We start from the raw sequence: 19,730 nt of genomic DNA on the forward strand, positions 1-19,730 counted from the left end.
CCCTTTACTTACCCACTATAACAAAGACTGCGATGAAATTCATCCGATAAGGGTAATGATAACTCCTTGAACCAATCCGATTAGTCCTCCAAGCACTGCTCCAAGGTACGTAATCATTTTAAATTCTCTTCTTGAAATGGAAAGAACCATCTCCTCTATTCGCCCTACTGAAAAGGTTTCTACTTGCCCTTTCACAATTTCTTCAAGATGCATTTGTTCCATGAGCGGCTGAAGGTTGTTACTTAAATAATTTCCAGCTGCATCCACAATTCTAGGAACAAAATCTTCAATAATGCGTTCTTTATATGGTGTTACTGCTTCTGTTAATGAAAGTTGCATGAAATGATCAATTGGTAATTCGTCTACAATAATAGAAGTGATTTCATCAACAATTTCTTTTGTATCGACTTTATCATCAAACGATTCCAGCTTCGTTACTTTCAATTCGTTCCATTCCTTTTCAAGCATCGTAACGATCACATTTTGTATATCCTTCTGCTTTAAAAGCCTCAAAAGTTCTGGCTGGACTTTATCTACAAGCCGCGTGTTGGTAAAAAACATATTAATCATGCTTCCAAGTGTGCCACGATCAGCTAGATAGCGATCAATCATAAACGATAGCTTATCCTTACCTTCATTAGAAGCGATATAATCACTTACTTTTGTAAGAATTAAATCAGCAAATGGTTCAATAGCCTCATCTACTTTCGTTTGCAACCGTTCAGGTAGAATGTGGGCAACTTCCTTTTGCTTTAATTCATCCATCTTTGATTCAAGTTTGTCACTAATATAAGAGGAAGCTTTCTTTTTTATTTCGTCACTGGGATCCTGCATATGAAGACCCTTTTTCATCAGGTTTTCAATGGATTCATCACTCTCAAGTAAATGAAGCACTTCTTTTTGTGCATATTCAATCATCGTTCGCTTAAATACTGGATCATGCATTTTCTGCTGAATACCCTCAGCGGTAAGAAGATGTTCAACTACCATTCTTCCGAGCTGAACAGCGAGCTCATCTCTTCTTTTAGGAATAAGTCCAGGTGTAAAAGGAACTTTCCGACTTCCAATATAACGTGCTTCGTACGGTCTGAATAACATTTTAATCGCTAATGAATTCGTAAGTCCACCAATAATAGCGCCAATTGCTATCATAAATAGGACAGTTATGATAATGGACGACATCGTACCTCAACCTTTCTATCTATCTCATTCACATAGTAAACTCCATCTTCATAGTATACGATATCCGCTATTGCCTATCCAGTTAAAGGAAGGTATAAAACAGAAAAACACTTGAACGAGGGTCTGTGATGAAACATACTGAGAAAATTATTCTGCAACCAAATAATGAATTAAAGAATAGTACTCTCCTGTTATTATCAATTCCAGAAACAATCGCTTTAAAATGGAAACTCGCTGGTCCATCTCTTTTATTTCGATGTGGCGCACTTGAAAAAGTCGTAGAAGTACAGGTCTATCGAACTAGTTCTAGTCATACCGTATACTGTTCACCTGCTCTTCTCACTTCCCTCTCATTACCGAACCAAACCATTCCTATCACTCTCACTTTCTTCGATAAGCTGAATATGCTCTCCCTGGGTCCTATTCTTTGCCTCGCAACGAACGCAAAAGGTAGTGAATCAGAACCATTTGGAGAATACACATCTTTCTGCAGAGAAGTAGCAGAGTATTGTGAAGAACATCATATATTGTTCTATGTATATACATTAAAACCATGGAACGAACAGCGGGTGAAGGGGATGATATGGAATCAACGCACATGGGTAGACTCAGATCTCCCTAAACCTTCTTTAATTTATAATCGCATCCATTCAAGAAAACTAGAGAAATCCAGTCACATTGAGATGCTCAAAACGATTTGGCGCGAACAAAACATTCCATATTTCAATGAATCCTTTCTTAATAAATGGGAAGTTCATCAGAAACTGCTGCCGTATGATGAAGTAGCCCCTTATCTTCCAGAAACGATTCTACTCGAATCATTCGATAACATTCAATACATGATGAGTAATTATCCTACGGTTTATTTAAAACCACTTAACGGAAGTCAAGGAAAGCATATTTTTCGTATTAGCTATCAAGACCAGCTCTTTCAACTCGACTACTCGAGTTATCAAGGGAATCAGACAATCACATCTAAGACTTTATCAGGACTATATCCTACCATTCGAGCTAGGTCTAAGCTTGTACCTTATCTTGTGCAACAGGGAATACCGCTTATTGAAATCGAAGGGTGCCCAGTTGATTTCCGCATCTTATGTTTAAAAGATTCCGGTGAAAGATGGAAGGTAATCTCAGCAGTTGCACGCATTGCTCAATCAAAAGAACAGTTTGTGTCCAACATTGCCCGTGGAGCTCTGTTGAAAAAATTCGAAGAAGGTCTCATTCACTTTGATGAAGCGATCAAAAAACAAACAAAAAGAATTGTTCCGGAACTTGCATGCGAAATTTCACAAATTATTGATCGAGAAAGTGACGGTATGTTCGGTGAACTTGGCATTGACCTGTCTGTAGATCAAAAAGGACACCCCTGGATTATTGAAGTTAACACGAAGCCATCAAAGACGTCTGATGGAAGCAATCCAAATAGGTATCGTCCATCAGTGAAAGCACTCATTCGCTTTTTTAAGTGGTATACATCTTAGGAGGATCATATGACATCATTTGGCATTATGCAGTCCTCGTTTATGCACGAGCACCATTATATAGAAAGAATCGCACGAGAGGGCAGCTCATTAGGGTTTTCCATCTATCGTTTTCTACCTGATCAGACTCCGTTAGATGATATTAGAGGCTTAACCTACGATCATTCCTTACAATCTTGGAAGAAGGCAAGGTTCCCTGTACCAGATTTTATTTACGATCGGTGCTTCTACCGTGCAACTAAAAAAGAAAGCCAATCCTTCTTTGTGAAATGGTTGAAAAATCAAACGAAAGCCACCTTTCTCGGCTACGGCCTTCCTGGGAAATGGATGATCTATAACTATTTAAAAACCGACTCAGTTCTTCGCAGACACCTTCCAAAAACTTTTAAGCTTCAGCATCACACCACTTCTAGGCTGTTGTCTGATTGGTTTGAGAACCATAACACGCTTATCCTAAAGCCTATTATCGGATCGCAAGGAAATGGACTTATTCACATCAAAAAGACTTCTCAAAAGATCTCTCTTCAAATCAATCATAAAGGAAACGTCATCCATCATACTTATGATACAACCAGTTCTTTTCTTCAATTTGTTAATAGATTGTTGTACCAACGAGATTATATCGCTCAAGAAATGCTGACATTGCTCGACGAGAACCAAAGACCATTCGACAGGAGAGTTGTCTTAAAGAAAATATCTAATTCTATGTGGTGTGAGTTAGGTCGTGCCATGCGTGTAGGAAAGAAACACTCTTTCGTTTCTAATTTGCATAGTGGCGGAACGATCGAACATGACGAAAAAGTCGCTTTACCATCTGAGCTACTTCTTGCTGCAGATGAGAAGATTACACATCTAGCTCCACATGTTGCTACATTATTAGAAAAAAAGTACTCTCCTCTATTCGAACTAGGTCTCGATTTTGGCATAGATCAATCCGGTAAAGTTTGGTTACTTGAAGCTAATTCAAAACCAGGGCATCGAATTATTCCAAGACAAGTTAATTATCCTGCTTTGCTATTTGAATACTGCAGTTCTCTCCTTAACGAGAAGGAAGGGGTTTAAAAAATGAATACAATACTTTCATTGAAAAAAGAAAAGAATTCTACTGGAACGTTTTATGTACCTCCAAGCCGATTCAAAAGCTGGGTAGACCAAGTCTCGTTTCCAAATCAACTCTGTTTTGGTTCTCGACGATCATTTTGTACCGTTTCCCCACATCCAGAAAACAAGGAAGAATACTTGCTTTCTGAGGACCTTTGGAAGGTACTTGGAATTCCAGAAGAGTGCCCTATTCACCTTTTTGAGAAAGGAAATTCCCTTCATATCGGCCCTCTAATTGGTGTATTTACAGCTGGATTCACAAAGGACAGTATGAGACCAATCGGAGAGCGTAGTATGTACTTTGCAAAACTTTTGTCAGCTGCTACAAAATGTGGTGCAGTCGGGTTTGTTTTTGGTGCACATCAAATTAATTGGGAAGCTGGAACGATTAAAGGTCTAATGTACAACAAACGAGGTTGGTACAGAGCTACAGTTCCTATTCCAGATGTTGTTTATGATCGACTACCAAACCGTAGCTCAGAAGCGATCGAACAAGTTTCAAATACAATGCAGAAATTACAGTCACAGTATTTCACTCCGTGGTTTAATCCTGGTTTCTTTGATAAATGGACGATGTTTGAGAAACTACGTGTTGATCATGCTGTGAAGCAGTACTTGCCTGAAACGGTGTTGAATGCTAAAAGTAGCGTCTTATCACGAATGCTAAAGGACTATGAACAGGTTTACATTAAACCAGCAAATGGTAGTCTCGGATTAGGTATTCAACAAATCCTTAAACCAGCAAATGAAAAGTATTACTACTGCCGATTTAGATCAGAGAAAGAAAACCGTCTGAGAAGATACACGTCTCTCTCTAGATTGTTAAAGACTCAATATCCTAACGGGTTGAAAGGATTAATTGTCCAAGAAGGCATAGACCTTCACCGTATTAATCAGAGACCTATGGATTACCGTGTTCATACGAACAAGAATAAAGAAGGTAAGTGGGAAGTCAGCGCAATTGCCGCTAAAATAGCTGGTGCAGGAAGTTTAACCACTCATATGGCTTCGGACGGAACTGTTAAGACAATTGGGGAACTCGCTTCAGAGTTTGGTATTCATAAACAAATCGAGGCCGATTTAATGGAAGCTTCTTTGCAGTTAAGTCGTGCGATTGATGCGAAGGTCAAAGGTTTTATTGGAGAAATCGGTTTTGACCTTGGTGTTACCAAAGAAGGTAAGATTTATCTTTTCGAAGCTAATTCTAAGCCAGGTAGAGGAATCTTTTCACATGCGAGACTGAAATCAGAAGAAGCTAGAACAAGATCTTTACCAATGGACTACGCCATATTCTTGGCGAAATCTGCTATTGAAAAACAGCTGGTTACAACCGTATGATCGAATTGTTCTACGATGACAAGACAAATAATTGGCATCAAAAAAGCACATATCAATTACTATATTGGGGGAAAGAGCAGAAAAGGCTCGCTCCCCTTCCTAGTTCTTCCATACCATCCATTATCACGTTGAACTCTAATAAAAGAGATGCCATCAGACCGCTTGTTGGCATTCTTGCCGGGTCAAATTCATCTCATCATTTTAGCGGAAATGCCTCCATATTCAAGTCAATTCAAAAAGAAATCCGTAACACCGGAGGTCTTTCCTATGTTTTTACCCCAAATGATGTGTACCGTACATTCATTAAAGGCTACCTCTATGACCCAATTCAAAAGAAGTGGACAGGTTACAGGTTTCCTTATCCGAACATCGTTTACAATCGGATCCCAGATCGAAAGGAAGAACAAACAAAGAAAGTAGCTCTTCTTTTTAATTTATTTTCGCAAAAAGGAATCCCTTATTTTAATCGATCATTTTTCCAAAAAGATGCGATTATTTCACATCTTACCAGCGACGCAAAACTAACTAATTTTATACCAGAAACAGAAATTTTAACGCTAAAAAGCGTTCAAGAGTATTTACAAAGATATCCTTCCGTTTTCTGCAAACCCTCTTCTGGAAGTAAAGGCAGAGGTATCTTTAAAGTGAAAAAAACTCCTACAGGTTATCAATATATCGATCACGAATCCACACATAGCTTTACATCAATTGATAAACTTTACGATCATACCCACATACAAGAAAGCTATATGATCCAGCGTGACATTCAACTGGATACTTACGAAAATCATCCATATGATTTTCGAATTCTCGTCCAAAAACCCCTTAAAAGTTGGAATGTAACTGGAATTGGTATACGTGCGGCACAAGACGGTGGTCTAACCACACATGTTCCAAGAGGTGGGAGAATCATACCATTCCATAAACTAGCTACTGATAAAGACAAAGCAGCATTAACACAGCTAGCTATTATGGCAGCTGAAGTCCTTGAAGAAGAAACGAAAATGAGTGAATGTTCAATGGACATTGGCAAAGATTCGGACGGGCATTTCTGGATTTTCGAAGCGAACTCGAAACCAATGCGGTTCGACGAACCTGATATTCACCGTGATTACATTCAATCACTCCTTGCCTCATTTCGAACCTTCTCCGTGTACTAATGCCTTATGTTATGATTAAGGAAAACGATGTATGGGGGAGTAAAATGTTTTCACATTTTCAGTATAAATCAGTTGGATTAAAAGCGAGAAAACCGAAATGGGAGATCTCATTTTTCTATCAGGGGTCATACTACCGTGCACTTTATCTCCACGACGGTCAGTTTGATTGGTTTGAACCTGCTCCTCCTGAATCTGAGCAAGAAAAGCTCCAATCTCAAATACATGAGTTAATGCTTTTCCACGTCTATGAGAAATAAAATTTATAATTATATCTCAATCTCCTCATACTAACCCTATCCATCTAAAGAGGGGGGTTAAAGAGTTATGACAAAGAAAAAAGTTGAAGACTCTATGTATGAAGGTCGAGATAAATACGATATGGATATTGATCGTATGGTAAATGAAGGAATGGCTGGTGGAGCTGTTCACCAGAGCTATAAACAAGCTCAGATTGAAGAAGCCATACCGCTTATGGAACAAGAACCTCCTCGTTCAAAGGAGAAGTAACTACATTACAGTCTAGGCGAACCTCTGTACTTACAGAGGTTCTTGCTATTTTAATATTAATTTGTAAGAAGTGATGCGTTATACTATAAAATACTACTCTTGAAAGGAGAGCTACTAATGAATGCAAACCTAGCTGACTTATATGGAAACGATTTTACAGTTAGAACGGATCAACCAGAACAGTTTTTTTGGTATAGAACTCCTGATGGAGAACGATTTGGTATCCGCAAAACCAGATTAACAACACGAGAAAAAAGCCTTTTAAACGCTCTCTTTCCTACAATTAGACTCGAAGAAGAATTAACTCCCACTCAGAAGAAATGGGCTTCCCTCTTATTTCATAAGGACGAGAATGTCACCCTTAACGTTCAAAGCCCTATACGATACATACACTTTCATTTAAAAGAAGCTCCGGCTGATCTTCTCGATTTTAGAGAAGCAATGACAGGATTGTTCTCAGAGGAAACGATTTTACTTTTTGAAAATGAAAAAGAAGGGCTTCTTATTCAATTGAATGTGGCTGATGGTGAAAGTGTCCACGACCTTGAACAAATGGCAGCTGCACTAACGGCTGACTTTTTTACCGGTATGGCTCTTTTTGTTGGACAAATCATTCAACAAACGGAGAAAAGTAGTTTGACGAGGATTTATACGTCCGAAAAAAAGTGGTTCTCATCAGGTTTGACCCTCTTCCCTTCCCAAATGGTTTTTACTCACCAGGACCTCATTCCTGCTATTCTTTTCAATGAAGCAAATAAAGATACCATTCATTATTTAATGAAACTCATTGAACCAATTCAAGAAGATGTAGAACTGGTAAAGAGCATTCGCGTTTATTTAGAATGTAATTTAAACATCACACTTGCTGCTAAACAGCTCTATGTACATAGAAATAGTCTTCAATACCGAGTAGATAAATTTATTGAGAAAACTGGAATAGATGTTAAGAGTTTTAAAGGTGCTGTAATGGTTTATTTATCCCTTCTCGCTCAAGAACTGCGTTGATAAAACGCAGTTTTTTCTTTATGGCTTTTTTCGTAGACATTGTTGCTATTTGAGTGGGTGAATTTCCGCTCCAGGATGCTCGCTTTCCGCGGGGCGGGTGGTGAGCCTCCTTCCGCTCCAATCACTAAGATTAGTTTTTTAAAATTTTTTCAAAAGCAACAATCTTTTAGAAAAGAGCATTACGAAAAGAGCCATAAAAATGAATTTTAATAAAAGAGCCTTCTTTATTTGCACTAAAAAATGAGCTCTTTCGTTCATACTGCACAAAACTCGCCAAGTTTTTTGTGCACGCTTCCAATTTACGATAGCGTTTTCATGAAGTAGACTTAGAACTAGCAAAAGAGTTCATTTCTTAGGAGGATTTTAAAATGGCAGAGATTACGCTCAATCACATTTATAAAAGATATGATAACAAATTCGAAGCAGTTAAGGATTTCAACTTAGATATTAAAGATAAAGAATTTATCGTTTTCGTAGGTCCTTCTGGTTGTGGTAAATCAACAACACTACGTATGATAGCTGGCCTTGAAGATATTTCAGATGGTGACCTAGTTATTGGAGATAAACGCGTAAATGATGTAGCACCAAAAGATCGTGATATTGCAATGGTGTTCCAGAACTATGCCCTTTATCCGCATATGAATGTATACGACAACATGGCATTTGGCTTAAAGCTTCGTAAATTCGACAAGAAAGAGATTGAGCGTCGTGTAACAGATGCTGCTCGCATCCTTGGACTTGAAAGCCTTCTAGATCGTAAGCCTAAAGCACTTTCAGGTGGTCAACGTCAGCGTGTTGCATTAGGACGTGCAATTGTTCGTGACCCTAAAGTATTCTTAATGGATGAGCCTCTATCAAACCTTGATGCAAAACTACGTGTACAGATGCGTGCTGAAATTTCTAAGCTTCACCAACGTTTGCAAACAACAACAATTTACGTAACACATGACCAAACAGAAGCGATGACAATGGCGACTCGAATCGTTATTATGAAAGACGGCGTCATTCAACAGGTTGGTTCACCTAAAGAAGTGTATGATGCGCCTGATAACGTCTTCGTAGGTGGCTTTATCGGATCTCCAGCTATGAACTTCTTCCGCGGAACACTTGAAGACGGCAACTTCAAAATGGGCGACGTTAAAGTAAAAGTGCCTGAAGGAAAAATGAAAACGTTACGCGAAAATGGATACTTAAACAAAGAGATTATGCTTGGTATTCGTCCAGAGGATATCCATGATGAGCCTGTATTTATTGAATCTTCTCAGGATACTAAGGTAACTGCTGCCATCGACGTAGCTGAACTAATGGGTGCTGAAACGTACCTCTATTCGAAACTCGCTGATCAGGATTTCGTAGCTCGTGTTGATTCTCGTACAGATATTCAAAACGGTCAAAATATTAATCTTGCTTTCGATATGAACAAGTGTCATTTCTTCGATACTGACTCAGAACTTCGTATTAAGTAACATATAGTTGAACCACTTCCACTACTTTGAGGAAGTGGTTTTTTTATGGTGATTTAATGCATGAACAATGCAATTAACGTCAATAATGTTTCAAGATTGACTTTCGGTCAATTCCTGACTACAATAAACCTGTAATTCACATCAATTTTGTAGGGATTAAGGAGGATTTAATTTGAATAAAAAATGGATGCTAGGGTTGGTATTCGTTCTTACACTCGGCATACTTGCTGCATGTGGCGGTAATGAGAATACAGAAAATGCTGGAGAAGACTCTTCAGATGAAAAGGAAACGATTCTAATTGGAACAGAAGCAACTTATCCGCCATTTAGTTATCGAGATGATAATAATGAAATTACTGGGTACGACGTAGAAGTTGCACGCGAAGTAGCTAATCGAATTGGTATGGAACCTGAATTTAAAGCGATTGAATGGAAAGGACTACTTTCCTCTCTTGAAACAGAACGCATTGATATGGTAGCGAATCAAGTAACCATTACAGATGACCGTAAAGAACAATTCGACTTTACTACACCTTACACGTATTCTGGTGGGCAAGTCATTGTTAACGAGGACAACAATGACATTAAAGGAATTGACGACCTTAAAGGTAAAACAGTAGGTACAACACAAGGTAGTAACTACTCAGAGGCTGCTGAAGAAGCCGGAGCTGAAACCAAAATTTATAAAGGCGCTAATCAAGTCCTAACTGACTTAAGCAGTGGCCGCAACATCGATGCTGCAATGAATGATCGTCTTTTCATTCTAACTGAACTATCTGAACAAGATTATAAAGTTAAAGGCGTTGGAGAAACTTTTAATCAAACAGAAATGGCTTTTGCTTTACCAAAAGGAAACGAAGACTTGATTGAGAAAATTAATGGTGCATTAGAAGAAATGAAGGAAGATGGCACTCTAGAAGAACTATCTAAGAAGTATTTCGATGGAGAGAATGTAAGTGAGTGATACAACGGATGTTTTGATTAATTCTTTGCCCTTTCTATTAGAAGGGGCAAAGAATACTCTTCTCCTTAGTTTCTTTTCTATATTTGGTGCCTTAATTGTAGGTTTAGTCATCGCCTTGTTACGTTTGTCGAAAAACAAAGTAGCAACAGGAGTAGCAAAACTATACGTATCGTTCTTTAGAGGCACGCCTTTGCTTATACAGTTATTCATTCTATACTACGGCCTTGTTTCTGTTAATATCGAACTAACAGCATGGCAGGCAGCTTACACTGGACTGATTCTTCACTTTGGTGCCTATATATCCGAATCTTTTCGTGCAGCTATCCTATCCCTATCAAAGGGACAATGGGAAGCAGCTATGTCTCTCGGTATGAAAAAATCTTTAATTTATAAAGAGGTTATATTACCCCAAGCATGGCGAAGAGCTATTCCACCTGTATGGAACTCGTTGATTGACATCGTCAAAGCATCTTCACTTGCTTCTGTCCTTACAATCTCTGAATTAACGTATAACGCAGACCAAATTGCCGCCTCTAACTTCCAGGTACTACCGATCTTATTAACAGCAGCACTTATTTATTGGTTCTTCACAACGATCCTTAACATTATACAAAGCATTCTAGAAAAACGATTATACATTCCATCCTCATGAAAAGAGCTGCCTAAGTTAGGCAGCTCTTTTTGCTAAGCTCTCTCTTCTAACTACGTCATCCACTCTTCTATTAAGTAGACATCGCTCATTCCACATGTAGGGCATGCTAAAACGTGAGGACATTCATGAGCCTTATCTTGATATCCATCATTTTGTTTTACCGACTCAATTGGTTCATATGGACTGTAATCATCATAAAAATCTGCTTCTCTTCCTTGATCTACTAATGGAATTGACTCACATATGTGACATACAAGTTCAATCGCCGCAAAACTATTACAAAGTGGACACTCAAACGTCATTGGTATCCCCCATTCTTATGTATTGAATGACGTAAGAAGGGATGGACTTGTCCACCCCTTACAGCCATGGTATATAATTATTTTTGGTAACCGCCAAGCTGTTGTTCAGCCATTTGAACCAAACGCTTAGTGATTTCTCCACCAACAGATCCGTTAGCGCGAGAAGTTGAGTCCGGACCAAGTTGCACTCCGAATTCAGTTGCGATTTCATACTTCATCTGGTCGATAGCTTGAGCTACACCAGGTACTACAAGGTTGTTAGAGCTTCCTTGTCTGCTTTGTTGTTGAGCCATGTCAATCACCTCCTTTGTACAACTAGTTTGCGAAATCTAACTTTTTATATACCAAAAAGAATTGGTAATTATGACCATAGATAAAAATGCACAAAAAAAAGCAAGAGGAGCTATTCCTCTTACTTTTAACCAATAATGACTCGTTCAGTTGGATATCGATAGCGTTCACGTAAAACAGTCCCACGAATTAGGAATAAGAATGACAGAATCCCGATCCGTCCAATAAACATAAGGCACATGATAACAATCTTTCCAAATGTACTAAGACCTGGGGTGATCCCCATCGATAATCCTGTCGTTCCGAAAGCCGACGATACTTCAAAGATAATCGCAACAATCGGAAATGGTTCTGAGATCGAAAGCATTACAATACCAGTGCTCCACACAATAACGGCAACGGAGAAGACGACAAACGCTTTATGGATGTCTTCATGATGAAGTTCACGACCAAACACTTTAATGGACGTCGCACCCTTCGCAAAAAAGAAAATCGCAAGCAATACGATAGCAAATGTTGTTGTACGTACACCACCACCAACACTACTTGGCGACGCACCGATAAACATCAGTACAGACATTAGCAGTTGTGTCGGCTCCTGAAACTCATTCACGTCCATTGTTGAAAGGCCACCACTTCTCGTTGTTACCGATTGGAACATCGAATAGAAGAACGTCTCATGCCACTTCTTATCTGCAAAAAATGACGTTGCTTCAAACGCCCATATAAGAATCGCTCCTGATACAACTAGTACTAGAAACGTCATTGTTGTAAGCTTCGTAAACAAAGAGAATTTGTAGCGATAGCTATTTTGTCTTGAGAATAAAAAGTTTTTCACTTCTATCAAGACAGGAAAGCCAATTGCTCCGGTTACAATTAACAAAGTATGAATAAATTGAACGAAATAATCATGAGCAAATGGTTGAAGAGACTTTCCTGTTATATCAAAACCACCATTTGTTGTTGCGCTAACTGAGGCAAAAAAACCTTGCAAATAGGCTTCTTGCCAAGTTTCAAAGAAGCGAAGGTAATAAGTACCAAGGACCAGTGCTCCGATGAGTTCAATGATGAAGATCAAGCCTAGTATTTGCTTCATCAATTGAACTAAGCCGGATAAAGTAGATTGATTTTGATCCGTCATAATAAGCTGACGTTCTTTGAGACCAATCTTTTTACCCATAACTAGCCACACAAACGTACCTAGCGTCATTATGCCAATTCCACCAATTTGCAGTACGAAAGCAATAATAAAAATCCCCGGTACACTGAATGTATCCGCTGTGGATACGACAGTAAGACCAGTTACACTTACAGCACTTACCGCAGTAAAAAGCGCATCCATAAAGGACAGCTCAACTCCTTGCTGATGTGCTATAGGTAAGCCGATTAAAAAAGTGGAAATCGTTACCGCTATTAAATAAAATAAAACGACCAACTGCACAGATGTTAATCGTATGCGTCGAAAACGAGATCGTAACAAAGCATCCACAGCCTTTTCAATTTAGTGAAACTTCTTTCAGATGGGTTCTCTGAAAGTTAGATGAACTTATCGGACCATTAGAAGCTGTTTCCTCACCTTACTTCCTGATTCTCCTTCATTTCAGGTGAGGATTACAGCTCCTTATGGTGGGGATAGTGAAACTTCTTTCAAATGGGTTCTCTGGAACTTATCGGACATAAAGGGGCAGTTTCCTTACCGTTCTAGGTAAAGGTTCTACTGCCCCTTAAAGGATTGTTAATCACCATCCCTATCTTAACCCATTTAAGGTAAGTGTCAATCTCTTTTCCTATATCATCCATTATTGAGAATCTTCACACGTTCTATTCTAAATACTCCTTCTAGTTTATATGAAAGCATGTCCAAAAAGAAATACCTATATATATCAATAAAAAAATAGGACGAGCTGAATAATCAGCTCCTCCTAATCGAACAATTGAAATAACCTAAAGCGCCCTCTGTTTCCCATGATGAAGAAGCACATTAATTTCAGACTGAAAAACCTTCGCTTCTCTTGGTCCAATCGATTCCGCTAGATGGCAGCGCAGTGTAGCAAGACGATTAACCTCCTCCTCAGTTAAATAAACAGGAGGCTGTGTCATCACTCCTTTCACGACTGGTTTAGAATTCTCATCCGTTAGGTGATAAGGTTGAATGTTTTCACCCTGTATGCTCACGTTACTTTCTTCGATAATTTGATTTGTTTTCTGATCAATGTAACGCTTCAGAAACGCACTACTCCCAAATCCTGTTAACATCGAAAGATATAATAAATATTGGCCAGTTCCGCTCTCGATGAACAAAAGTGTAGTTAATATTCCACCGATCGCGCCCACAAAAGGTTCCTTCATCGATCCAATGCTATAATGGATCGTTTTAGATTGTTGATTAACTACCTTTCGCCAAGGTTGAAATTCTCCAGACACGAGAATATTACCAACACCACCAAGTCCACCTGCAACACTAATAAATACAATGTAATTCCAAAAATGGTCTGTGAGATCAGGAATGATGTCCATTCTCTATAAATACCTACGATGCAATTTCTTTCCGTCATAAGAAAAGAGAACTTCTTTATCCTCAACTCTTGTTTCCATATGAACTGGACGTCCCCACAATTGATGAATGTAAGGAAGAACTCGCTCTAAATATTGGAGATCAAGTTCAGTATCTTCAAAAGAATGATGGACGTACATCTCTCCAGCTTTCATGTAATTTCCATCCGTTACCGTTAAATATGGAAACCCTCCGTTCACTCTCATCGTAACAAGCTGATCACGAATATGTTCCCATTCTTTATCAACGATTTTGTAATCGCGGCCTTTTTTCTGAAATAAATACAAGTCTTCCCTATAGACTAGATCTTTGGTTAAGTAGTTTCGAATAAACGAAATATCAGCTTCAACTTCACGCACTTCAAACATTTTCTCTCTGCCACCACCGGGCATAAATCCTCTTTGTATCATTTCTTCTGTTGGGTTATCGTATGTCTCCTCAATATGTTCAAATATTTTAAGACCCAGATAGTAAGGATTAATACGCGTCTTAGATGGCTGAACGACGTTTGCATTTAGTGAAGCAAATTCTATCGCTTCATCCGTTGTTAAATCCATTTCCCGCAAAATACGTTGATGCCAATAACTCGCCCATCCTTCATTCATAATCTTTGTTTCGAGTTGCGGCCAGAAATATAGCATTTCTTCACGCATCATGGTCATAATGTCTCTTTGCCAATCTTCTAGTTCGGTGCTGTTTTCTTGTATGAATAGCAAAAGGTCCTTCTCAGGATGAGGCGGGAATTTCTTCTTCTTTTTAGGAGCTGGCTCGTCCTCCTTACCTTCTTTATCAAGGGACCATAAATCATTGTATGGAGAGTCGCTCCTTACTGATGGTACTTCATTTTCATCAAGGCTGTAATTTAACCTCGGTCGCATTATTGATGGATCAATATGCTCTTGAATCGAAAGCACGGCGTCCAAGAAATTCTCAACTTCCTCTTTGCCGTAATGATGTTCATAGTAAGCAACACGTTCAGCAGTCGCTGTCATGCTTTCAACCATATCCCGTCTCGTATTAGAGAAACGTACATTGTTTTTAAAGAAATCACAGTGTGCAAGTACATGAGCAATAATGAGCTTGTTCTGAATTAAACTGTTTGTATCTAACAGAAACGCATAGCAAGGATCAGAATTAATGACTAGTTCGTAGATTTTACTTAAACCAAGATCATATTGAAGTTTCATTTTATGGAATTGTTTACCGAAACTCCAGTGTGAAAAGCGAGTAGGCATTCCATATGCTCCGAACGTATAAATGATGTCTGCAGGGCAAATCTCATACCGCATAGGATAATAATCAAGCCCGAACCCTTTCGCTATTTCTGTAATCTCTTCAATAGCGAAAAAAATTTCTTTCTCTGTCGTCATGTCATTCCCTCCTAAAGGATTGCTTACTAATATGTATGACCGGACAGGTAGGTTCATGATTAGAGGGATTAAAAACAAGAGGTGCTGACGAAAGAAAGTATTTTTTAAATCTATTGAAAATTCTATTATTAAGCGTATAATCAAGGATAAATTTTATAAGGGAGTGGATGAATTGAGGCTACTTGAGAATGCCAGTCGATTTGCAGGAAATACATTTGCAGTATGGGTTCTTCTCTTTGCTGTGCTGGGTTTTCTTTTCCCAGGAGGTTTTACATGGATCACGTCGTACATAACGATTTTACTTGGCGTTATTATGTTTGGAATGGGTATGACCTTATCGGCAAGTGACTTTAAAGAAGTGGTTAAACAACCGAAAAGTGTGGCGATTGGTGTAGCTGCTCAATTTATTATTATGCCGCTCCTTGCTTATGGACTTGCGGTTGTGTTTCAGTTACCACCAGAAGTAGCAGTTGGCGTGATACTAGTAGGCTGCTGTCCAGGCGGAACAGCTTCTAATGTTATGACATACCTTGCGAAAGGAAATACAGCTTTATCCGTCGCCATTACAGCAGTCTCTACGCTACTTGCACCACTTTTAACACCTTCACTCGTATTATTATTAGCGAGTCAGTGGCTACCTGTTTCAGCTGGTGATCTTTTTCTCTCCATTTTTCAAATGGTCGTTATTCCAATTACACTTGGCTTCATTGTTAAATTAGTATTTAGAGAAAAAGTAGAACAAAGTGTTAAAGCTCTTCCTCTTATTTCAGTTATTTCTATTGTGGCGATCGTTGCCGCAGTTGTTGGGGCAAGTAAAGATCGAATTGCAGAGACAGGTCTAATCATATTCTCAATCGTTATTCTTCATAATCTTCTTGGTCTTCTAGTTGGGTATTGGCTTGCAAAGGTGTTTCGACTCAAGGAACCAGATCAGCGTGCTATTTCGATCGAAGTTGGCATGCAAAATTCGGGACTTGGAGCAGCACTTGCTGCCGCTCACTTTAATCCAATCGCAGCTGTACCAAGCGCTATATTCAGCGTTTGGCATAACCTATCAGGACCTATTCTTGCAACAATTTGGAGTAAGAAATCGACAGTTAGTAAATCTAACAAAGGCTCCATAGAAAGCAAAAGTGCTTAATGAAAGGCTCTTTTCGTATACATTGTAGCTATTGCGATTATTTCCGCTCCACGATGCTCGCTTTCCGCGGGGCGGGCGGTGAGCCTCCTCGTCGCTTACGCTCCTGCGGGGTCTCACCTGTCCCGCTAGTCGGAGTCGAGCATCCTTCCGCTCCAATCAGCTAAGTTGTTTTTTTATCCAATAATTGTTTCAAAAGCAACAACTTAGAAAAGAGCTTAATGAAAAGACAGGCCCTTCATATGAGGTTCCTGTCTTAAATTAGTTATATACTTTTTCTTCTTCTTTATTCGAAGATGTCTTCTCGAGATGAAGTGTTTGGGTAGGAAATGCAAAGGAGACTTGTTCTTCTTCAAGAATTCTCATAATCTTGAAGTTCACATCCTGCTTCACATTTAAGAAGTCACCCCATGTAGTTGTATTTGTAAAGAAATACAAAAAGATATCAAGACTACTGTGATTAAACTCATCAAACGATACAAAAATGGTTTCAGGATGAATATCATCATGATCTCTGAGCATCTTTTCGATTCGATTAATGCACGTTTCAAGCCGCTCTGATGGTGTATCATACGTTACACCTAGATGAAACGTAATTTGACGTTTCCCCATTTTAGACCAGTTTGTAATGTTTTCATTCGCTAACCTGGCATTGGGCACGGTAACAAGCGCCTGAGCGAACGTACGAATCTTCGTACTTCTAAACGTTATATCCTCAACAACACCTTCGACACTCGGGGTTTTGATCCATTCCCCAATAGAGAACGGTTTCTCTGTAATAATGACAATACCACCAAAGAAGTTCTCAATTGTTTCTTTCGCAGCAAGCGCAAAAGCAAGACCTCCAAGACCAAGACCTGTAATAAATCCATTCACATCGTAATTAAACTCACCTGCAATTACACTGAAAGTCATTGCAATAATTAGGAATCGAATTGTCTTAGAAAGAAATGGAATGAGCAACTGATCAATTTTCAAGTTATATTTTTCGTTAACACTATGAAAGAACAATGAGGATGAAGAGGATAGATTGTACAATCCCCATGAAGCAAGAAATATAATAGCCGAACGAACGATCTGTAGGAAAATATCATTGTGATGATTCCAGAACGGCACATATAATACCGAAATATATAGTCCAAGTATGACAAAAAGCATTCGAACAGGTCTTTCAAAAGCCAGGAACAAATGCGTAAAGAACTCTGTAGAAGATTTTCTACTGATTTTTAGAAACAAATTAAAAATATATTTGGCAAAAATTTTCCTCATGATGAGAAACAGAAAGAAAATTAATAGGGCAATTCCTAGTTGAATCCATTTGTTTTCAACCTCTAAAAACTCCATTACGCAATATCTCCTTTTTATAGGTTATTATAGACATTCGTTTCTCCCTCCGCCATTCTGGCAGTACACTATCTATAATAGCTCATTCCCATTCAATAAGGTTGTTTTCTAAAAGATTGTTGCTATAGCAAGTTAATTTCCGCTCCAATCACTGATTGTGGTTTTCTATAAAACAAAAATCGCCCACTCTATCAATCAAGGGTAGGCGAAAAATAGTATCGTCTTTTTTCTTTAGTGTTTTGCATCTATCATACACAATACGCTCTAACTGTGTTGCGTTTGAATACACAAGGGCTTCTAACTCCTAATACACCCTACACTAAATAGCCAATATCTGATGCCGGAGTTGGATATGCGAATGTCATCTTTTTTAAATCATCAGCCTTTATACCAAACTGCATAGCCATTGCGAAATAATTAATCATTTCATCTGCATGATGACTCATAAAATGTGCGCCTAGAATGAGATTAGTATCCTTTGCGACAATTACCTTTCCCCTCGCTTCCCCTTCATTTGTTCGCTTGTACGTATACCAATCAGTCATATTAACATCACGTATGTCAGCTTGTATCCCCTTTTTGTAAAGTTCTTTCGTTGTTAATCCTACTGAAGCAATCTTTGGAATCGTAAATGCAACGGTAGGGACTACCTCATAATCAGGTTTTTTATGGTTACCTTCTAGGAGATTTGAGGCTACTATTTGTGAGTCTTTTCCCGCTAAAGGAGTAAGCGGCATGCCTTCTGTTGCAGCCACATCCCCTGCTGCATATACATTTGAATTCGTATGACTTTGTAGAAATTCATTTACATGTATTCCACGTGCACTGTACTCTATACCTGCTGCATCTAAGTTCAATCCTTCTGTTGCAGGGACACGTCCAGCACCGTGCACAACAACATTCCCTTCATAGAACTTCTCAATGCCCTGTTGAAGACCTTTTACAATATAAATTTCGCCTTCTTTCGCAATAGACGTCACTTCAGTTTGAAGATGCACTTTAACTCCTGCTTTTTCAGATTCTCTTACCAGCGCTTCTACATGCTCCTCTTCAAAGTAATCTAATGGTTGCTTCCCTCTATGTATAATATGAACTTCTGCACCACAGCGAGCAGCAATGTGTGCAAATTCAAACGAAATATATCCCCCTCCAATAAACAGTAACCGTTCTGGGAGTGATTGTAGTTCAAGAAAATCATCACTATAAATAAGGTGTTCATTCCCAGCAATCGGTAAAGTACTAGGTTTTGCTCCAGTGGCAATTAGATACTTCTTCCCCTTTAATTTTTCTTCTCCTACTTGTATTTCATCTTTAGATACAAACGATGCTGTCCCATGGAAGGTATCTACCTCTGATCGTTTTAATCCTTCCTCTTTTTCCTCTGGAAACCCGGCTGTAAATGTTTCTTTGAAAGACATTAAATCACTCCAAATAATATGCGGGTGTCCAGCGATACCTTTCTCAGACATGCGCCCTGCGTCAGCAATGATCTCTGCTGCTCCTACAAGGACTTTCTTAGGATCACACCCTCTAAGCGCACATGTACCGCCATACGGTTTGTTATCTATCATAGCTACTTTCCACCCTGCTCGTGCACACTTCGTTGCTGCAACCGAACCAGCTGAACCTGAACCAATCACAATCAAATCATATTCCATCACGACGTCCACTCTCCTTTTACTACTCAAGTTATCCTTATCTCCTCTTAAATAAACAATCATAAACGAGTATTTTCTAGATCGTTTAAGTAAGTGAAGAATGGGTGACCTGAATAAAAAAGAAAGCCTGCTAAAAATAAACTGTACCCTATAGATTAGACACTTTGAAAAAAGGTCTCTCTATAGGGTGCTTTTTTGTATACTGGAAGAAACA

19 protein-coding genes are annotated in these 19,730 nt (G+C 38.8%); 11 read left to right on the forward strand and 8 right to left on the reverse strand.

The window, feature by feature from the left end:
* Positions 1-39 precede the first annotated feature (39 nt).
* A complete protein-coding gene (locus AB986_RS19225; RefSeq protein WP_053216270.1) occupies positions 40-1,182 on the reverse strand; it encodes a DUF445 domain-containing protein in 1,143 nt (380 codons plus the stop codon).
* Positions 1,183-1,310: 128 nt separating this feature from the next.
* Here AB986_RS19225 and AB986_RS19230 point away from each other — a divergent pair, with 128 nt between their 5' ends.
* The 10 genes from AB986_RS19230 (at position 1,311) to AB986_RS19275 (ending at position 10,859) form a co-directional block, all read left to right on the forward strand.
* Entirely contained in the window at positions 1,311-2,666 is a 1,356-nt protein-coding gene (locus tag AB986_RS19230) for a YheC/YheD family endospore coat-associated protein (protein ID WP_053216271.1), read from the forward strand.
* A gap of 9 nt (positions 2,667-2,675) precedes the next feature.
* Complete coding sequence (locus AB986_RS19235; protein ID WP_048313235.1) at positions 2,676-3,728, forward strand: YheC/YheD family endospore coat-associated protein; 1,053 nt, start codon at positions 2,676-2,678, stop codon at positions 3,726-3,728.
* 3 nt (positions 3,729-3,731) lie between these two features.
* A complete protein-coding gene (locus AB986_RS19240) occupies positions 3,732-5,105 on the forward strand; it encodes a YheC/YheD family endospore coat-associated protein (RefSeq protein WP_048313236.1) in 1,374 nt (457 codons plus the stop codon).
* Complete coding sequence (locus AB986_RS19245) at positions 5,102-6,265, forward strand: YheC/YheD family endospore coat-associated protein (RefSeq protein WP_048313237.1); 1,164 nt, start codon at positions 5,102-5,104, stop codon at positions 6,263-6,265. Before AB986_RS19240 ends, AB986_RS19245 begins: the two co-directional genes overlap by 4 nt.
* 44 nt (positions 6,266-6,309) lie before the next feature.
* Positions 6,310-6,522: a DUF5342 family protein gene (locus tag AB986_RS19250; protein WP_048313238.1), complete on the forward strand. Its 213-nt coding sequence runs from the start codon at positions 6,310-6,312 to the stop codon at positions 6,520-6,522.
* 67 nt (positions 6,523-6,589) lie between these two features.
* Entirely contained in the window at positions 6,590-6,772 is a 183-nt protein-coding gene (locus AB986_RS19255) for a hypothetical protein (protein ID WP_048313239.1), read from the forward strand.
* A gap of 117 nt (positions 6,773-6,889) precedes the next feature.
* On the forward strand, positions 6,890-7,777 hold the full coding sequence (locus AB986_RS19260) for a PucR family transcriptional regulator (RefSeq protein ID WP_048313240.1): 888 nt from the start codon (positions 6,890-6,892) through the stop codon (positions 7,775-7,777).
* A 368-nt stretch (positions 7,778-8,145) separates the two neighbouring features.
* Entirely contained in the window at positions 8,146-9,243 is a 1,098-nt protein-coding gene (locus AB986_RS19265) for an ABC transporter ATP-binding protein (protein WP_048313241.1), read from the forward strand.
* Between the two features lie 172 nt (positions 9,244-9,415).
* A complete protein-coding gene (locus tag AB986_RS19270) occupies positions 9,416-10,207 on the forward strand; it encodes a transporter substrate-binding domain-containing protein (protein WP_236690421.1) in 792 nt (263 codons plus the stop codon).
* Complete coding sequence (locus AB986_RS19275; protein ID WP_048313242.1) at positions 10,200-10,859, forward strand: amino acid ABC transporter permease; 660 nt, start codon at positions 10,200-10,202, stop codon at positions 10,857-10,859. The genes AB986_RS19270 and AB986_RS19275 overlap by 8 nt, the downstream gene beginning before the upstream one ends.
* A gap of 50 nt (positions 10,860-10,909) precedes the next feature.
* Here AB986_RS19275 and AB986_RS19280 read toward each other — a convergent pair whose 3' ends face one another.
* From AB986_RS19280 to AB986_RS19300, 5 genes are all read right to left on the reverse strand, one after another.
* On the reverse strand, positions 10,910-11,161 hold the full coding sequence (locus AB986_RS19280; protein ID WP_048313243.1) for a hypothetical protein: 252 nt from the start codon (positions 11,159-11,161) through the stop codon (positions 10,910-10,912).
* A 77-nt stretch (positions 11,162-11,238) separates the two neighbouring features.
* Complete coding sequence (locus AB986_RS19285; protein ID WP_048313244.1) at positions 11,239-11,454, reverse strand: alpha/beta-type small acid-soluble spore protein; 216 nt, start codon at positions 11,452-11,454, stop codon at positions 11,239-11,241.
* A 125-nt stretch (positions 11,455-11,579) separates the two neighbouring features.
* A complete protein-coding gene (locus tag AB986_RS19290) occupies positions 11,580-12,941 on the reverse strand; it encodes a TrkH family potassium uptake protein (protein WP_152671042.1) in 1,362 nt (453 codons plus the stop codon).
* Between the two features lie 455 nt (positions 12,942-13,396).
* Positions 13,397-13,969: a hypothetical protein gene (locus AB986_RS19295; RefSeq protein ID WP_048313246.1), complete on the reverse strand. Its 573-nt coding sequence runs from the start codon at positions 13,967-13,969 to the stop codon at positions 13,397-13,399.
* A gap of 3 nt (positions 13,970-13,972) precedes the next feature.
* The gene (locus AB986_RS19300; protein ID WP_048313247.1) at positions 13,973-15,376 is read right to left on the reverse strand and encodes a SpoVR family protein; all 1,404 of its coding nucleotides are present in this window, start codon (positions 15,374-15,376) and stop codon (positions 13,973-13,975) included.
* A gap of 172 nt (positions 15,377-15,548) precedes the next feature.
* On the opposite strand from AB986_RS19300, the gene AB986_RS19305 reads away from it, so the two are divergent.
* Positions 15,549-16,517, forward strand: coding sequence for a bile acid:sodium symporter family protein (locus tag AB986_RS19305; protein ID WP_048313248.1), 969 nt, complete (start codon positions 15,549-15,551; stop codon positions 16,515-16,517).
* Between the two features lie 258 nt (positions 16,518-16,775).
* On the opposite strand, the gene AB986_RS19310 is transcribed toward AB986_RS19305, so the two are convergent.
* Together AB986_RS19310 and AB986_RS19315 are read right to left on the reverse strand one after the other, a co-directional pair.
* Positions 16,776-17,858 (reverse strand): mechanosensitive ion channel family protein, encoded by a 1,083-nt coding sequence (locus AB986_RS19310; protein ID WP_048313249.1) that lies wholly within the window; start codon positions 17,856-17,858, stop codon positions 16,776-16,778.
* A 314-nt stretch (positions 17,859-18,172) separates the two neighbouring features.
* On the reverse strand, positions 18,173-19,516 hold the full coding sequence (locus tag AB986_RS19315; RefSeq protein ID WP_048313284.1) for a dihydrolipoyl dehydrogenase family protein: 1,344 nt from the start codon (positions 19,514-19,516) through the stop codon (positions 18,173-18,175).
* Positions 19,517-19,730: the final 214 nt, after the last annotated feature.

This window comes from Guptibacillus hwajinpoensis, assembly GCF_001039475.1.
GTDB classification, from domain to species: domain Bacteria; phylum Bacillota; class Bacilli; order Bacillales; family Guptibacillaceae; genus Guptibacillus; species Guptibacillus hwajinpoensis.

Excerpts from the sequence above, each read along its gene's own strand:
- AB986_RS19225 (WP_053216270.1), bottom strand. The coding sequence starts at position 1,182 with ATGTCGTCCATTATCATAACTGTCCTATTTATGATAGCAATTGGCGCT.
- AB986_RS19230 (WP_053216271.1), top strand. The coding sequence starts at position 1,311 with ATGAAACATACTGAGAAAATTATTCTGCAACCAAATAATGAATTAAAG.
- AB986_RS19235 (WP_048313235.1), top strand. The coding sequence starts at position 2,676 with ATGACATCATTTGGCATTATGCAGTCCTCGTTTATGCACGAGCACCAT.
- AB986_RS19240 (WP_048313236.1), top strand. The coding sequence starts at position 3,732 with ATGAATACAATACTTTCATTGAAAAAAGAAAAGAATTCTACTGGAACG.
- AB986_RS19245 (WP_048313237.1), top strand. The coding sequence starts at position 5,102 with ATGATCGAATTGTTCTACGATGACAAGACAAATAATTGGCATCAAAAA.
- AB986_RS19250 (WP_048313238.1), top strand. The coding sequence starts at position 6,310 with ATGTTTTCACATTTTCAGTATAAATCAGTTGGATTAAAAGCGAGAAAA.
- AB986_RS19255 (WP_048313239.1), top strand. The coding sequence starts at position 6,590 with ATGACAAAGAAAAAAGTTGAAGACTCTATGTATGAAGGTCGAGATAAA.
- AB986_RS19260 (WP_048313240.1), top strand. The coding sequence starts at position 6,890 with ATGAATGCAAACCTAGCTGACTTATATGGAAACGATTTTACAGTTAGA.
- AB986_RS19265 (WP_048313241.1), top strand. The coding sequence starts at position 8,146 with ATGGCAGAGATTACGCTCAATCACATTTATAAAAGATATGATAACAAA.
- AB986_RS19280 (WP_048313243.1), bottom strand. The coding sequence starts at position 11,161 with ATGACGTTTGAGTGTCCACTTTGTAATAGTTTTGCGGCGATTGAACTT.
- AB986_RS19285 (WP_048313244.1), bottom strand. The coding sequence starts at position 11,454 with ATGGCTCAACAACAAAGCAGACAAGGAAGCTCTAACAACCTTGTAGTA.
- AB986_RS19295 (WP_048313246.1), bottom strand. The coding sequence starts at position 13,969 with ATGGACATCATTCCTGATCTCACAGACCATTTTTGGAATTACATTGTA.
- AB986_RS19300 (WP_048313247.1), bottom strand. The coding sequence starts at position 15,376 with ATGACGACAGAGAAAGAAATTTTTTTCGCTATTGAAGAGATTACAGAA.
- AB986_RS19310 (WP_048313249.1), bottom strand. The coding sequence starts at position 17,858 with ATGGAGTTTTTAGAGGTTGAAAACAAATGGATTCAACTAGGAATTGCC.
- AB986_RS19315 (WP_048313284.1), bottom strand. The coding sequence starts at position 19,516 with ATGGAATATGATTTGATTGTGATTGGTTCAGGTTCAGCTGGTTCGGTT.